Source organism: Neptuniibacter pectenicola, from assembly GCF_001597735.1.
Taxonomy (GTDB): domain Bacteria; phylum Pseudomonadota; class Gammaproteobacteria; order Pseudomonadales; family Balneatricaceae; genus Neptuniibacter; species Neptuniibacter pectenicola.
In genome coordinates, this window is sequence record NZ_LUTS01000002.1 from 137419 (window position 1) to 152369 (window position 14951).

Below are 14951 nucleotides of genomic sequence, written 5' to 3' on the forward strand. Positions count from 1 at the left end.
GTCTTTATTTTTAAAATGAAAAAAGTAGCCGTAACGATCGATGACCTTGTTTTTAACTGGGGGGATCATACCCCTTGTTTAAGCATTCCTAAGTTTGAACTCTATTGCGGCGAAAAGGTTTTTATAAAAGGACCTTCAGGTAGCGGCAAAAGCACACTCCTCAATATGTTGGGGGGTGTGCTGCTACCGGAGACTGGGGGGATTAGGGTGCTCGAACATGATTATTCAACGATGCGGGCGTCGCAGTTGGATAGATTCAGAGCGGACCATATCGGCTTTATTTTTCAGCAGTTTAACTTATTGCCTTTTTTAAGCTTATTGGACAATGTCTGTCTCCCCTGTCGTTTTTCGGCTAAGCGTAGAGCGCGAGCAATCGAGGAGTTTGGTTCTGTCGAGCAGGGGGCCGAGGCGCTGCTTGCACGGTTAGGTTTAGCTGAGGCCTCTCTGTATCAGAAAGATGTTGCAGCGCTGTCTGTTGGACAACAACAACGGGTGAGTGCCGCAAGAGCGATTTTAGGGGCTCCTGAAATAATTATTGCTGATGAGCCTACCTCCGCGCTTGATACAGAATTGCGTGATCAGTTTCTGGCTTTATTGTTATCTCAATGCGAGTTGTCAGGTTCTACATTGATTTTTGTTAGTCACGATAGCTCATTAGAGCACCATTTTTCTCAACGAGCGCAGCTAATGCCTTCTGCTAATGGGGGGTACAGCTTATGACATTGTTACATTTAGCGTGGAAAAGCTTTTTAAACAGAAAGGGCACACTCCTGATGATGCTGCTGTCTATCAGTATGAGTGTCGTTTTGTTATTGGGTGTAGATATTATAAGGCAGCAAGCAAAAGAGGGCTTTTCATCAACCGTATCCTCTACTGATCTTATCGTGGGGGCGCGCAGCGGACAGATAAACTTACTTCTGTATTCGGTTTTCCATATTGGTAATGCAACGAATAATATCAGGTGGAAAAGCTACGAGGCGATAAGCCAAGACGCGAGTGTTAAATGGAGTATTCCGCTCTCTTTGGGCGATTCACATCGGGGCTTTAGGGTATTAGGGACCTCTTCAGCCTATTTTCAGCATTATCGTTACGGTGCTAAACAGCGACTCTCTTTTTCTCAAGGACAAGCTTTTGATGGCTTGTTTGATGTAGTGATTGGTTCAGAGGTCGCCAAACAGTTAGGGTATCGCTTAGGCAGCTCTGTGGTTATCGCCCATGGTATGGGTAATGCGAGCTTGATGAAGCATGATGATAAACCTTTTAAGGTTGTCGGCATTTTACAAGCGACAGGTACGCCAGTTGATAAGACGCTTATTGTCTCATTGGCGGCGATCGAAGCGATTCATGTGGATTGGAAGTCGGGCGTACAGTTGCCGGGATCTAAAGTGACACCGGAGCAAGTTCTTAATATGGACCTTGAGCCTAAGCAGATTACTGCATTTATGTTGGGGCTTAATTCACGGCTGTCTACGTTTCATCTTCAGCGTAAAATTAATCAATATCGCAACGAACCCCTTATGGCGATTTTACCCGGTTTAGCGCTGCAGGAATTATGGGGTATGTTTTCATTTGTTGAAAAAACACTGTTTGCTATCTCTGCGCTTGTGGTTGTGTCAGGGGTGCTGGGGTTGTTGGCTTTGCTATTAAGTAGCTTACATGAGCGTCGTCGAGAGATGGCTATATTGCGCTCTGTGGGTGCGCGGCCTATACATATATTGACCTTATTGATATTGGAATCATTGCTGGTAACTGTGTTGAGTGTGGCGCTGGGTGTTGGCGTACTTTATCTCGTTATGTTGTATGCTGGGACGTTAATACAGGATCAATTTGGGGTACGTTTAGTGATACAAAGCTTAAACTTATGGCAGTGGCAGTTAATTGCTATGGTGGTTGCTGCGGGTGCTTTAGCGGGTCTTGTGCCGGGTTACCGTGCTTATAGATACTCTTTAGCAGATGGTATGTCGATCAAGTTATAACAAGAGATGTGGAATGTATAAAAATATTGTTCTTGCCCTATGGCTGATAGTTGCACCGAGTGTTGTGAGTGCAGAAGAGGTCATTAACGGTGAACCTGTTAAAAATGTAGAGTGGGAACAGTTGATGCCTGCTGATTTTTCAATGGATGCACTCTTCGAAAATTCAGATCAGCTGGCTTCTATTGATGATTTTGATCCTAAAGCCCAGCAGTTGCTGGACGAGATGATGGCTGCCATGCAATCAGCACCGACAGTACCTGACTTTGATGGGCAAATGATTAAAATTCCAGGTTATGTCGTGCCGGTTGAATCGGAGGGCACTAACGTCACTGAATTTTTCTTAGTCCCTTATTTTGGTGCGTGTATCCATGTGCCGCCACCGCCCTCTAATCAGATTATCTATGTGCATTTTGAACCGGGTACGCGGATTGAGAACTTGTACGATGCGGTGTGGATTAGTGGTCGTTTAGAGACGCAAACAGTGGTGAATGACCTTGCAACCTCTGGTTATCGGATGGAAGCGTTTCAAATTGAGCCTTATGATCTGTGATTGGGTTATCATCTAGCCTTTGCCTTTAGACTATAAATGACTGGTGTCACTTCAGGGCTATGGGTAGAATCTCCCTCTTATTTTTAGCCTAGGTTATTTATTGTGGAAGAAATCATCGCAGTTATCCTCGATTCCGGACGCACCGGATTGGATATGGGGTTATATATCCTGTTGCCGATAATGGTGGTGATGTCCGCATTTATGAAGCTGCTTGACGCCAAAGGTGTCTTGAGTTGGCTTTCAAACCTACTGGCACCGTTTGCGCGCATCTTTGGCATCCCCGGGCTTGGCATTTTCGCCATGATTAAGTTGCTATTCGTTAGCTTTGCCGGCCCTATCGCCACGTTAGCCTTGATGGATAGAAACGGTACATCCCGCCGTTATATCGCTGCTACGTTAGCGATGGTACTCGCTATGTCTCAAGCTAATGCAACGTTCCCGCTCAGTGCTGTTGGGCTTAATATTGGCGTTATTTTGATTACATCGGTGATTGGTGGCTTAGCGGCCGCTGCATTTACCTATTATGTACTGACGCGTAATTTAACGGATCCGGATACCGATGAAACGATTGTAAAGTCGACTGCGCCTGAGGAAGAGAAGAAAACTGTTATTCAGATCTTGGGGGATGGTGGTCAAGAGGGGATGAAGATCGTTTTCAGTATGTTACCTATGCTGATTTTAGCTATATTCTTAGTGAACGTGTTTGAAGCGACAGGCGTAATTAGCCTGTTAAGTTCACTACTTGCACCTATGTTGGCGGTGATCGGCTTACCCGAAGCGACTGTTTTACCTATAGTGACTAAGTTTATTGCCGGCGGAACCGCCTTTATGGGGATTACGATCGACCTGATGAATGATGGGCTGATCAGCGTGAATGAACTGAATCGTATGGCAGGGTTTGCCACTAACCCATTGGATGTAGCGGGTATCGCCATTTTTGCGGCGGCAGGTAAGCGCATCAGCCAAGTGATTCGCTATGCGGTCTATGGTGGCTTGTTTGGTATGACCTTAAGGGGCGTGCTACATCTGCTAATCTTTTAACGATTCAGCACTAGCTGTGGGCCTTTTGTGCTGGCCGTAATTGTATGCTTAGCAAATACGCCGTAAATGTGTCCGCAGCCATCACAATAGGCCACTTGAAACCACGGATGCTTATCACGGCCTCTCTCTTCACTGTCTTTTGAAATAATATGCTCAACACCTGAGATTGAACATTCAGGGCATTTAGGTTCAGCCATTGGGTCACTCCGGTTTAAAATGTTTATGCGGTTACTCTTAGTAACTCATATGGCCTAAAGGTTCCCTAGCGAGCAACAACGCACGGCATTTATTTTAATCCGTGCGCTGTTTGGCAAAGCTATAGGGCTACGTTAACCGATGTCGAGCCACGAATGGCTTTCTCTTTAGCGGCTTGTACTGTTTCATCCCGAGCCAATACAACGCCCATGCGACGCTGGCCAACCACTTCAGGCTTACCGAAGAGTCTGAGCTGAGTATTAGGTTCTGCAAGCACCTGCTGCAAATTTCCAAAGCGCGCTTGACTTGATTCCCCTTCAACAAGAATAACGCTGGAGGCGGAAGGGCCATGAAAATGGATATTGGGAATAGGGAGACCCAAAATAGCACGGGCATGTAGAGCGAACTCAGAAAGATCTTGGGAGATCATCGTAACCATGCCTGTATCATGGGGGCGAGGTGAAACTTCACTAAAGTAAACATCATCACCTTTAATGAACAGCTCTACACCAAAGATCCCATGTCCGCCTAATGCCGCTGTTACCTTACTGGCAATATCACGAGACTTTTCTAGTGCGATAGGGCTCATGGCCTGAGGCTGCCATGATTGTCTGTAATCACCATTGACTTGTACGTGACCAATCGGCTCGCAGAAGCTGGTATTACTATCGTGACGAACGGTAAGTAATGTGATCTCATAATCAAAGTCGACAAAGCCTTCTACAATGACTTTGCCTTTCCCCGCGCGTCCACCTTCTTGAGCATAATGCCAAGCACTTTCAACCTGTTCCGCTGATTTAAGTGTGCTTTGCCCTTTACCGGAAGAGCTCATAACGGGTTTCACAACACAGGGCAGGCCGATTGCGTCAACTGCTGCGATATATTCATCATGGGTGGTAGCGAAACGGTAATTAGATGTTGGGATATTGAGTTCTTCAGCGGCTAAGCGGCGAATGCCTTCGCGGTTCATGGTTAATTGAGTTGCGCGTGCGGTAGGAATAACATTAAAGCCTTCCTTCTCAAGCTCAACCAGCGTGTCAGTGGCAATGGCTTCTATTTCAGGCACAATCAGATGTGGTTTTTCTAATTCGATAACCTTACGTAGGGCATCACCATCGAGCATTGAGATGACATGGCTTCTATGGGCAACGTGCATACCCGGTGCATTTTCATAGCGATCGACAACAATGACCTCTGCACCTAAACGCTGTAGCTCAATGACGACTTCTTTACCAAGCTCTCCGCCACCACACATTAATACTCGCGTTGCTGATGGTGAAAGAGGTGTCCCTATCTGTAGCATTATCTAATCCTCAGCGTGAAAAAATTTCAAGTATTATACGGTGCAAATTGTGACAATCACCAGCAGAATGGAAACTGTCAGCTATAATTATCTAGGTTGCTTCTCTTTACAGTGAGGCAGCCGATGGGAACATGGGCCTTTGTTGTTTTGTTAGGATTGTGTCTGAATAGCAAAGGCTGAGCTGTATTGTGAAGGCCGATATTTGCACAGTGAATAATCAATTAAGAAGGTGATAAGCACCGTTGCAGATAGCACTGTCAGCGCATATCGACTTCATCGATGTTCCTCGTCACATTGTTTACTTTTTGCCTGAAAAAGGCCGATTAGTCGGAGTATCCATCCGGCAGGAGGGGGCGCACCGTTCACGGTGTCGCCCCCTTGTTAATTCTGGCTAGGCTGTTTTTATCTATTAGTCTTAATTAGCTGATATTCCTTTTATCCCCGTGAGAATGTGCTATTCCTATGATAGATATGGGAGGAAGGCGTTATGTCTAGGAGTCATGCGCATCATCAGGAACGGACCTCAGGATTATCAATTTTTGGCAAGGATCTGGTACGGCGTAGTGGTGCCCATTGTGAATTATGTGATGCCCACCGAGTGGCGCTGCATATCTATGAGGTTCCCCCAGCGCCTAAATTGCCGGACCTTAATGATTGCTTGATGTTGTGTGATCTGTGCTTAGATCAGATCGAGCGACCCAAACGGCGGGATAACAACCATTGGCGTTGTTTAAACCACGCCATCTGGAGTGATGTCCCCGTGGTGAAAATGTTAGCCATTGCGATGTTGCAGCAAGTGGCCGAGGAGGAGCCTTGGGCGCTTGCGCTTTTCGAGCAGGTTTATTTAACCGATGACGAGCTGCGTTGGCAGGCACAGATAACACTGCCGTAGCGTGCTTAGTCGTTGATCTCGCCCGCTAAGGGGTGTGGAAACGCATCTCGTATGGCTGTTGTACTGGAGACGGTGGCCACTAGAAAATGCAGTTTGCAGAAAACCGCCTCTACTGTCATCTCTGCACCGGGTATAACGCCAATGTCATTTAAGACTGAGCTACACGCATATTGCCCCTGCAATACTTCCGCCTGCAAACACTGACTACTGTTAACAAAAACGATGCCTTGCTGCGCCGCCGCTGCAATTGCCTCTATCAGTGCGGTGTTTTGGTCAGGCAAATTCCCCACGCCGTAACTGCGTAGGATAATGGCTTTACAGTCAGGGTCTGAACTGAGTAGCTCTGCATGTTTGCCATTCATGCCTGGGTATATAGGCAGTATAGCGACAGCGTTTTTCTTAAAACTTGGGTTTACAAACTGTTGCGCTTTTTGGGGTAAAAATAGGTTGGAGTGAAGCTCAATATTAAGGCCCACCTGCCCAAGCCAAGGAAAGTTAGGGCTATTAAACGCATCTAAGCCCGTTGCTTTTACCTTGCTGGCTCGATTACCTCTTAATAACCGTCCACTAAAGTAAAGACAGACCTCATTGATGGCGCTATCGGTTGCTAGCAGCATGGTGGTAATTAGGTTATCTAAGGCGTCGTTGCGTAACTGGGATAACGGAATTTGGGAGCCTGTGAAAATGACAGGCTTTGTTAGCCCCTGCAGAATGAACGACAACATGGAGGCGCTGTAGGCCATAGTGTCTGTACCATGGAGAATGATAAAGCCGTCATAATCGTCATAGTGCTTAATAACAATATCAGCCATGTCGTGCCAATGGCTGGGGGTTAGGTTAGCACTATCAATTAAAGGTGAGAGCTCTAGCATATCGAAATCGGGTAGTAGCGCATGATGAGAATGTGCGAGGCGATCTCGGATGAGCGATTCAAATCCGGATATAGGCACATAGCCCTTGTCTGATGCTTCCATACCGATGGTGCCACCGGTGTATATAATCAGAATTTTGGTATTCATATGACGCTCCCGTGTTGATTGGGATTATATATACGTGGAACCCTGATAGAAGGGAAGTTGTTAATTGCTTTTACTGATTGGTTTCTACGTGACCTGAGGGTGCGATTTTAAATTATGCTGGAGCAGCTGAGCGGCCTGATCCTGCGGAAGCGGCTTGCTGAAGTAAAAGCCTTGTAGCTCTTCGCAGTTTTGCATAATAAGAAACGCCCGTTGATGCTGGGTTTCTACGCCTTCGGCGATAACTTGAAGATTAAGGCTGTGGGCCATGGTTATAATCGCTTGCGTTATTTCAGCGCTTTCCATACTTTGGTCAAGGTCTCGGACAAAGCTCTGATCGATCTTTATTCGGTCTAACGGAAATTGTTTCAGGTAGCTAAGGGATGAGTACCCGGTACCAAAGTCATCGACCGCGATATTAATACCAATGCCTTTGAGTTCATGTAATGTTTGGACCGTGGTATCAAAATCATCCATCAGTGCGGATTCGGTGAGCTCTAGCTCCAATAGTTCAGCCGGTAGTGCGGTTCCAGCCAACACCTGCTTGATACGTTCGACGATAAAATTATCATAAAATTGAATAGCCGAGATATTGACGGCTATACGTATCTTGTTTTGACGGTCTTTATTCCACTCGCCGATTTGGCGGCAAGCGGTTTCTAGAACCCAGTCCCCGATAGACAGAATCAAACCGGTTTTTTCTGCAATAGGTATAAACGTGGCGGGAGAGATAAAGCCTCTTTCAGGGTGTTTCCAGCGAAGTAAGGCTTCTAAGCCGACGATCTCCCCTGTACCACTGAGCACTTGGGGCTGGTAATAGACTTCCAGCTGGTTTTGATTAAGGGCGAGGTGAAGGTCACGGGTGAGGGAGGACTCGTCAAATATCTCCTGTTTCAAGTGTAACGAATAGTAATACAGCCCACGCTTATTGTTAGATTTTGCTTTATGCATCGCGGCGTAGGCATTGCTTATTAACATATCCGCATTGTCGCCATCCTGTGGATATGTGCTCACCCCGATAGAGGGCTTAAAGAAAAATTGATCCCCTTTGAGTTCACAAGGTAGCTGTAATAAGTGAATTAAACGGCGGCCGATACGGGCGGTTTCTTCTGGAGAGGGCTGTTGGGACATAATCACAGCAAACTCTATTCCGCTAAGGCGAGCTACGATAAAGGCGTGCTCTACCGCTCGCTGTATCTGCTGGGCGGCCATGGCAAGTATTTCATCGCCTGCGTTAAGCCCCAACCGGTTGTTAACTTCTTTGATCCCCCCTAACTGGATAATCAATAACGACACATTATATGTATCGGGGGTTTCAGCGAGGGCGGCCTCTAATTGATCTTTAAATAAGGTTTTGTTTGGTAGGTGGGTGATCGGATCAAAGTTGAGCTGTTGATACGCATCCTTATTGAGCTGGATTAAGGTGCGTTGGGTATCAAAATAGCGGCGCCAGCTAATCAGCGAGAATAGGAGTACGAGTGCAAACATGGCGTTGCTAGGGGGGAACCAGAGCATTGCTTCACGAAAGAGGATAAATGATAAGAGTAACGCGCTGGCTAACATTATGGGTAAGCTCAGCGGGAAGCAGCGTTTGGGCAGGAAATGGCTGATCGGCAGTAGTAATAAGGTTAAAAGCAAGGTCAGTAGGTGTTGCTGCCAAGGGTGCGCTTCACTTACAAAACCTGTTTCCAGTAGGGCGGCAGCAATGTTTGCATTGAGCTCAACCCCAGGCATTCGCTGGTGGTGCCCAGATACGGGGGTACTGACCGCATCGCCCATGCCTGTTGCCGTTGCGCCGATTAATATTATTTTGTCCTTTAATTGCTTTGCACCCACGTTGCCGTTCAATACATCAACGTATGAATAATGGGTAAAATGGCCTGGAGGACCATAAAATGGAATTAATAATTGAGTATCGCGTACCCAGCCTGTCTCGCCCTCACTATGGAATGGTGGCGCGAAGGTTGAGGTTGTCTCTTCGCTCCCTTGCTTAAGGGCAAGCCCGAGTGCGGGCCAGTGGGCATCACCGAGTCCGGCGTAAAGGTAGATACGACGACAGATACCATCTATATCTAGCTCAGTATCTACATGGGCAAACCCCGCGCTATATTCTGCGATGAGTGGTGTGGGGAGCAGTTCGATAATCTCTGTGTTGGTTGATTTTTCCGGTGCGACCGCAAGGAAAACCTTCCCATGGTTAGCGATCGCTTGAGCGAGCAAGGTATCGGATTCAAGGGTTTCTGGTTCGGAGAATAAAATGTCAAATCCCACCGCTTTCGTTTGCGCTGCGGTGAGCTTGTCGAGTAGTTGTGCGTGAAGGCGCCGAGACCAAGGCCAGCGCCCTAATTGATCGATGCTTTTTTCATCAATCGCAATGATGACGATCTCGTCTGGAGCGGGGTGAGTGGAAACGCTTAGGGTTGTGTCATAAATGATCAGGTCAATCCGTTTAAGGATCGCACTGTTAAAGCCGAGCACCAGCAATAACAGGGCAAAGCCTATAAGAATAAATTGCTGGATACGGCGTTGATTCATAACAGGAGCTTACTTCACAACAATAATATAGTGGCTACAAAAGTACCGAATATATAAGGCCAATTCTCATTAGGGGGTGGCGTTAACTCTTGAGTCGCTCCCCATGCACCGGCAAAGCCATCTTCAGCTAATGAGCGGACACGTACATATCTATAGCCCTCGGGGCGTTCAAGGGTGATCTCGGGTTCAGTCGCCGTTGTATCGGTAATAATCGATGTAAAGGCGGAGTCGCTGGCGATCTGTATCTGGTAGGACTCATCGGGTAGACCTACCGCCCATGATAATTTTATTTCACGCTCATTCTGTTCGAGTGACGTGACGGGGGTTGCAGGAACGGGCTTTACGTTTACGTTGCGTGACGTACCGAAAGGCCCCTGCTCTCCGCTATTTGAGATACTTGCAACCCGCCAGTAATAGGTATGGGTTGGGGTGAGCTCTGTGGCCGTATAGCGGTGGTTTGATAAGGCGGAGCGGTCAACCACTATGTTGGTAAATTGGGTATCGGACGCTACCTGCAATCGGTAGCTTACCGCTTCGTTTGATTGGGTCCACTCAAGTACAGGGGCATCACCACGGATCGTCGCATCATTGTTAGGGGCGACGGGGAAAGGGGGTTGAGGATGGGCGTTAAGTGTAATCGTTTGTTCGCGAACTAAGCCTTCAATACCATATTTATCAACGGCACGGAGTTGTATCGAGTAGGTATCATCAGGTAAATCCGGCAGGCTGATTGCGTTTCTGGCGCTATCGCTATCCCATAAAACCGTACTAAACGCACTCGACCCTGCAATCATGAAACGGTAGCTGGTGGCACCTGCTGTGTTTTTCCAACGAATTTGTGAACCAATGGTTTCGATGGGCGTCGGGTAGGCTAAAAGCTCCGGCGCGGGTAAGAGTTTTTTAGGCGTCAGTGGCGCTTTATTTTTAACAACTTGAGTACCGTAGCCTGCTCGGACTAAACGGGTCGTTTTAGCACCTTTTACGGCCACCCCTCCCTCTAATACTTCAACATGGGCTTGGGTGTCTTGTGCGGTGTAGGAGGTACGGAAGTGCGTTCCACGGACCGCTGATATAGCGGCAGGGGTGTGAATTTCAAAACGTGCAGCGTTGCCTTTTTGGGTTTTTGCGTGGCTTTCGATATCACCTGATAGCAAACGAATCCTTGAATCAACCATGCCTGTCTCGCCATATTGTGTCATGTGGTTGAAATCAATTTTTGAGTTTTGTAAGACCAAAATCTCACTCCCATCGGCAAAGCGAATAAGAACACTGCTTTGTGAATAGGTTTCTAAGTGGTCCCCTAAGTTAAGCTGTTGGCCGGTGCTGACTTTTTGTGGGGATTGGCTGTCTTTTGCATGTGCGATGACATCCCCTTCAACGTTGATCACTTCAGCAGACGCTGGTTGGGATTTGATCCATTGGATAGGAATGCGTAGTTTTGTATTTTCGGGAATACGCTTTGGGTCTGCAATATTGTTGATTTTTTGCAGCTGTTTCCAATACGACGTTTTATAGAGGTGTTTTTCACTGAACTCAGATAAGGTGTCCCCTTTAACGACACTATAAATCCATTCTTGCGCGACAGCAGATGGCACGTGCCCTAGTAAAGTGAACAAACATAAAAATGTGATTTTTTTATAAAAACTGACCGTTTTTGCATCCATGTGATGTCCTCTGAGATTACGTCCACTATTAATCTTAGTTGAGGAATTTCGCCACTGCCGTCTACAAGGCAAGAAATAGGGTATTTCCTCTGTCTTTTCTCTGTTATATCAGCTTTCGAGGATAGATGCTTTAGTGTGTTAAGTATTCATTAAGGTGTATTGGGGGAAATGTGTCTGTTGTGAATAGAAATTCTTTACTGGGTGGCGTGATTAATCACTTTTACTCTACATAAAGTTTTATTATTCTGGGGAGTATAACCCGTTAGGAATTGCGTTAAATGTCTGATAAATCTACGCCACTTTCAACATCCGCCCTTGCAAAAGCATTGGCAAAAAGCACGAAGCAGATGTTTGCGGAACTTGAATCCCTTAGCTGGATTAAACGTGACAAGGATAGTTGGGTCTTAACACCTAAAGGTGAGTTTGAAGGGGGACGCTATCGTGAAAGTCATAAATTTGGGCGTTACATTATTTGGCCTAGCGATACGGTTAGGCACAACGCTTTAGTGAGCGCCGATGCTCACCTTCTTTCATCAGCGGATATAGGTAAAGCGTTTTCGTTATCCCGTCGTCGTGCTGAATTGATTTTACAAGAAATAGGTTGGATGACGCCTGGCCGTAAAGGATGGTTGTTAACCGCGTTAGGTGAAGCGGTTGGTGGTTCGCAACGGGAAAACTCGGCAACGGGTGTTCCCTATGTTATGTGGCCAGATGGGCTGGTAGATAATGCAGTGTTAATCGATAGGGTGGTCGGTTTAGAAAAAGGGGGCGATGATGTGGCCCGTTTTTTGTGTTGTGATGGGCACCAGGTGTGTTGTGAAGCGGAACGCCACATCGATAATTGGCTCTACTTATCAGGGCTTTTACATGCCTATGGTCGACCTTTACCTTGTGACGAGAAATTAACCGCTGACTTCTATCTGCCTCAGCATCAGCTATATATTGAATATTGGGGTAAGGAAAATAGCCAAGGTACGGTATCAGCCAAAATGAAAAAGAAAGAAAAGTTTATCAGCATGGGGGTGAATTTAATCGAATTAAATGACGAGGATGTATTGAATCTTGATGAAACGCTACCGAGAATGTTGCTGAAATACAATATCGAAACTTAATCGATCTCGTTGTAATATAAACGTATATTAATTGATCAATGTAAGGCAAAACGTCTACGACCAGCTAGGCTGATATGATATGTAAGTAGAGGGGAAACCTAGGTCGACTTTTAGGCGTGTACGGTTTATTTAGTATTGAACGCGTATGGGGGCTTATTGAGCACTAACGGGGCTTGACTGATATAGATCCATTTAACAGTAAGAAGGATGCGTAATCTCTTTGATTCATAACAGCCCACATGTAAAAAATAAGTTAGCAATAAAGCTCGCGCAATACACAGTGTTGCTCGCTTTTGCTATCGGCTTTATTTTAAGCTCGATTCAAGTCTTTGAAGACTACCAAGAACAGGGTAGCCACCTTGATCAAACCATTGTGGATATTCTCGATGCGAGTAAACCGCCAGCTACACGTGCGGTCCATACCTTAGACCAAGCGTTGGCCCAAGAGGTGGTTTATGGGCTGATGCAGTACCCCTTTATCCACAAAGTTCAAATTAAAGATGAGTTAGGCGGCGTTCTTGCGGAACAGGAAGCCGCGGTTGTCGCCTCTAAAACAAAGTGGCTCACAGAAGCGATAGCGGTTAAACACAAAGAGTACACGTTAGACTTACAAGCACCCGAATTTGCAAAAATAGGCCCCGGACGGTTGTTAGTCGTGGTTGACCAAGATCATGCGTTGCAGCCCTTTTTTGATCGCGCGTTAACTATTTTTATTTCTGGCGTGGTGCGTAATGTTCTTTTAGCGATATGTTTAGTTTTCCTCTTTTATACCGTTGTCACTAAACCCCTTGCGTTGCTGGCGAAGCAGTTTGCTGAACTCAATTTGGAGAAGAGTGAAGGCAAATACCTTCATGTCCCTGAACAGCATCAAGACACTGAGCTGGGTCAGCTGAGTAAAGTCGGGAATGACTTTATTCTGACGGTGCAAAAACTGTTGAGCGAGAATAAGCAACACCACCTCGCGATGACGCAAAGTGAGCAGTTATTAAATCAATTGATTAACCAGGTGCCCCAGCTGATTGTGGCCCTTAATCAAAAAGGGCATATTCTTTTTTGTAACCATCAGGTTGCAGAATTTTATGATGTAACGATTCCATCGATTGTGGGCAGTAGTGTCTCTATGTTCCATCGCCATAGCGATGAAGTTGAGCAGTTAGACCTTATTCGCCATAGTGTGGAGCGCAGCGCTGAGCCTCTGGATGTGAATGAGTTGCTATGGTCACGTCCGGACGGGGAGCAGTTATACTTTTCCATTCAAGCCGCGCCCTTTGAATACTTTTCTGAACCGGCAACATTGGTTGTTGCGACCGATATTACACAGCAAAAAATTGCCCAAGATCATATAAGCCATATTGCTAACCACGATAGCCTTACCGGCTTACCTAATCGGACATTACTTAATGATCGATTATCTCAATCCCTTCTAAGTTGTAAGCGCAAGAGTGCGTATAACGCGCTTTTGTTTATAGACTTGGATCACTTTAAAACGATCAATGATTCACTCGGGCATGGTGTTGGTGACCTGCTCCTTAAAAAAGTGGCGAAAATCTTAATCAGTCAAGTGCGCTCTAACGATACGGTTGCGCGTTTGGGGGGTGATGAGTTTGTGGTTTTGCTCGACTTTTTTTATAACAGTGAAGAGCGCGTCAAGCGCGATGTGGAGTTGATTTGCGATAAGTTGTTGGAAACCTTGTCGCAGCCTATTGAGATCAAACAGCATCAATTAAGAATTGGTGCCAGTATCGGGGTCGTGATATTCCCCATTGTTGGACAGAGCATTGATGACTTGATGCGTTTTGCTGATACCGCTATGTATCATGCGAAAGAAAATGGCCGCAATGGATATGCGTTTTATCATCGCTCTATGTCTATGGCGGTTGAAAAACAGCAAAACATGGAAAATGAACTTCACCGTGCGTTGGCGCAAGAGGAGTTCCGTATTCACTACCAACCGTTGGTTAACGTTACGGGGGCTGTGGTTGGTTTTGAGGCGCTGATTCGTTGGCAACATCCGGAGAAAGGCTTGTTGCTGCCTGTCGAGTTTATCCCTAGCCTAGAAGTGAGTGGGATGATTGTGCCGGTCAGTAACTGGTTGTTAGCTAAGTGCAGTCATCAAATTGCTGAGTGGAAAACGGCAGGTTTTTGGCAGGACGGTTGGTATTTATCGATTAATATAAGCCCACTACAGTTTTATCAAGCGGATATGATCCATACACTGCAACAAGCGATTCTTGATGGGGGGGCGGAGCTCACCGATATCTGTTTAGAAATTACCGAAACTGTTGCGGTCGAGAATATTGAGTTTGCTAAGTCTCGCTTACAGAGTATTCGTGAATTAGGTGTGATTATCGCGTTGGATGATTTTGGTACGGGTTATTCCTCCCTTGGGTACTTGAAAGACTTACCTATCAATATCGTTAAGATCGATCGCTCGTTTATACAGGAACTGGGTGCGAAAAATAACAGTCGCTCGATTGTGGAGGCGGTTGCCTCTATCGCTCAGGCCTATGATTTAAAAGTGATTGCAGAAGGGGTCGAAACAAAAGAACAGCTGGCTATTGCCCATGAAATTGGGTGTCATATGTTCCAAGGTTTTTATATTGAACGCCCGCAAGAACCTAAGCAGTTACAGGGCGATTATCTGTCTAAGGGATTATAGGGAACTTT

12 protein-coding genes are annotated in these 14951 nt (G+C 46.2%); 7 read left to right on the top strand and 5 right to left on the bottom strand.

Annotated elements, in window-relative coordinates:
- The first annotated feature begins 15 nt into the window (after positions 1–15).
- The 4 genes from A3773_RS03205 (at position 16) to A3773_RS03220 (ending at position 3567) form a co-directional block, all read left to right on the top strand.
- Positions 16–720 carry an ABC transporter ATP-binding protein gene (locus A3773_RS03205; RefSeq protein WP_067983037.1) on the top strand — a complete coding sequence of 235 codons (705 nt, stop codon included), beginning with the start codon at positions 16–18 and terminating at the stop codon, positions 718–720.
- A complete protein-coding gene (locus A3773_RS03210) occupies positions 717–1976 on the top strand; it encodes an ABC transporter permease (protein WP_067983038.1) in 1260 nt (419 codons plus the stop codon). The genes A3773_RS03205 and A3773_RS03210 overlap by 4 nt, the downstream gene beginning before the upstream one ends.
- 13 nt (positions 1977–1989) lie before the next feature.
- Positions 1990–2526, top strand: a complete 537-nt coding sequence (locus A3773_RS03215) for a DUF3299 domain-containing protein (protein WP_067983039.1) — start codon at positions 1990–1992, stop codon at positions 2524–2526.
- Positions 2527–2628: 102 nt separating this feature from the next.
- The gene (locus tag A3773_RS03220; protein WP_067983040.1) at positions 2629–3567 is read left to right on the top strand and encodes a nucleoside recognition domain-containing protein; all 939 of its coding nucleotides are present in this window, start codon (positions 2629–2631) and stop codon (positions 3565–3567) included.
- Here the strand turns inward: A3773_RS03220 and A3773_RS03225 are convergent.
- Positions 3564–3764, bottom strand: coding sequence for a transcriptional regulator (locus A3773_RS03225; protein ID WP_067983041.1), 201 nt, complete (start codon positions 3762–3764; stop codon positions 3564–3566). The two genes, A3773_RS03220 and A3773_RS03225, sit on opposite strands and share 4 nt — an antisense overlap.
- A gap of 119 nt (positions 3765–3883) precedes the next feature.
- Positions 3884–5065, bottom strand: coding sequence for a formate-dependent phosphoribosylglycinamide formyltransferase (purT, locus tag A3773_RS03230; protein WP_067983042.1), 1182 nt, complete (start codon positions 5063–5065; stop codon positions 3884–3886).
- Positions 5066–5552: 487 nt separating this feature from the next.
- On the opposite strand from purT, the gene A3773_RS03235 reads away from it, so the two are divergent.
- A complete protein-coding gene (locus tag A3773_RS03235; protein ID WP_067983044.1) occupies positions 5553–5957 on the top strand; it encodes a phnA protein in 405 nt (134 codons plus the stop codon).
- A gap of 5 nt (positions 5958–5962) precedes the next feature.
- On the opposite strand, the gene A3773_RS03240 is transcribed toward A3773_RS03235, so the two are convergent.
- The 3 genes from A3773_RS03240 to A3773_RS03250 form a co-directional block, all read right to left on the bottom strand.
- Entirely contained in the window at positions 5963–6976 is a 1014-nt protein-coding gene (locus A3773_RS03240) for a type I asparaginase (RefSeq protein ID WP_067983046.1), read from the bottom strand.
- Between the two features lie 84 nt (positions 6977–7060).
- Positions 7061–9508 carry an EAL domain-containing protein gene (locus A3773_RS03245; RefSeq protein ID WP_067983049.1) on the bottom strand — a complete coding sequence of 816 codons (2448 nt, stop codon included), beginning with the start codon at positions 9506–9508 and terminating at the stop codon, positions 7061–7063.
- Positions 9509–9522: 14 nt separating this feature from the next.
- A complete protein-coding gene (locus tag A3773_RS03250) occupies positions 9523–11172 on the bottom strand; it encodes a FecR domain-containing protein (protein WP_067983052.1) in 1650 nt (549 codons plus the stop codon).
- A 278-nt stretch (positions 11173–11450) separates the two neighbouring features.
- On the opposite strand from A3773_RS03250, the gene A3773_RS03255 reads away from it, so the two are divergent.
- Positions 11451–12284: a helix-turn-helix domain-containing protein gene (locus A3773_RS03255; RefSeq protein ID WP_067983053.1), complete on the top strand. Its 834-nt coding sequence runs from the start codon at positions 11451–11453 to the stop codon at positions 12282–12284.
- Positions 12285–12504: 220 nt separating this feature from the next.
- Complete coding sequence (locus tag A3773_RS03260) at positions 12505–14943, top strand: putative bifunctional diguanylate cyclase/phosphodiesterase (RefSeq protein ID WP_067983054.1); 2439 nt, start codon at positions 12505–12507, stop codon at positions 14941–14943.
- Positions 14944–14951: the final 8 nt, after the last annotated feature.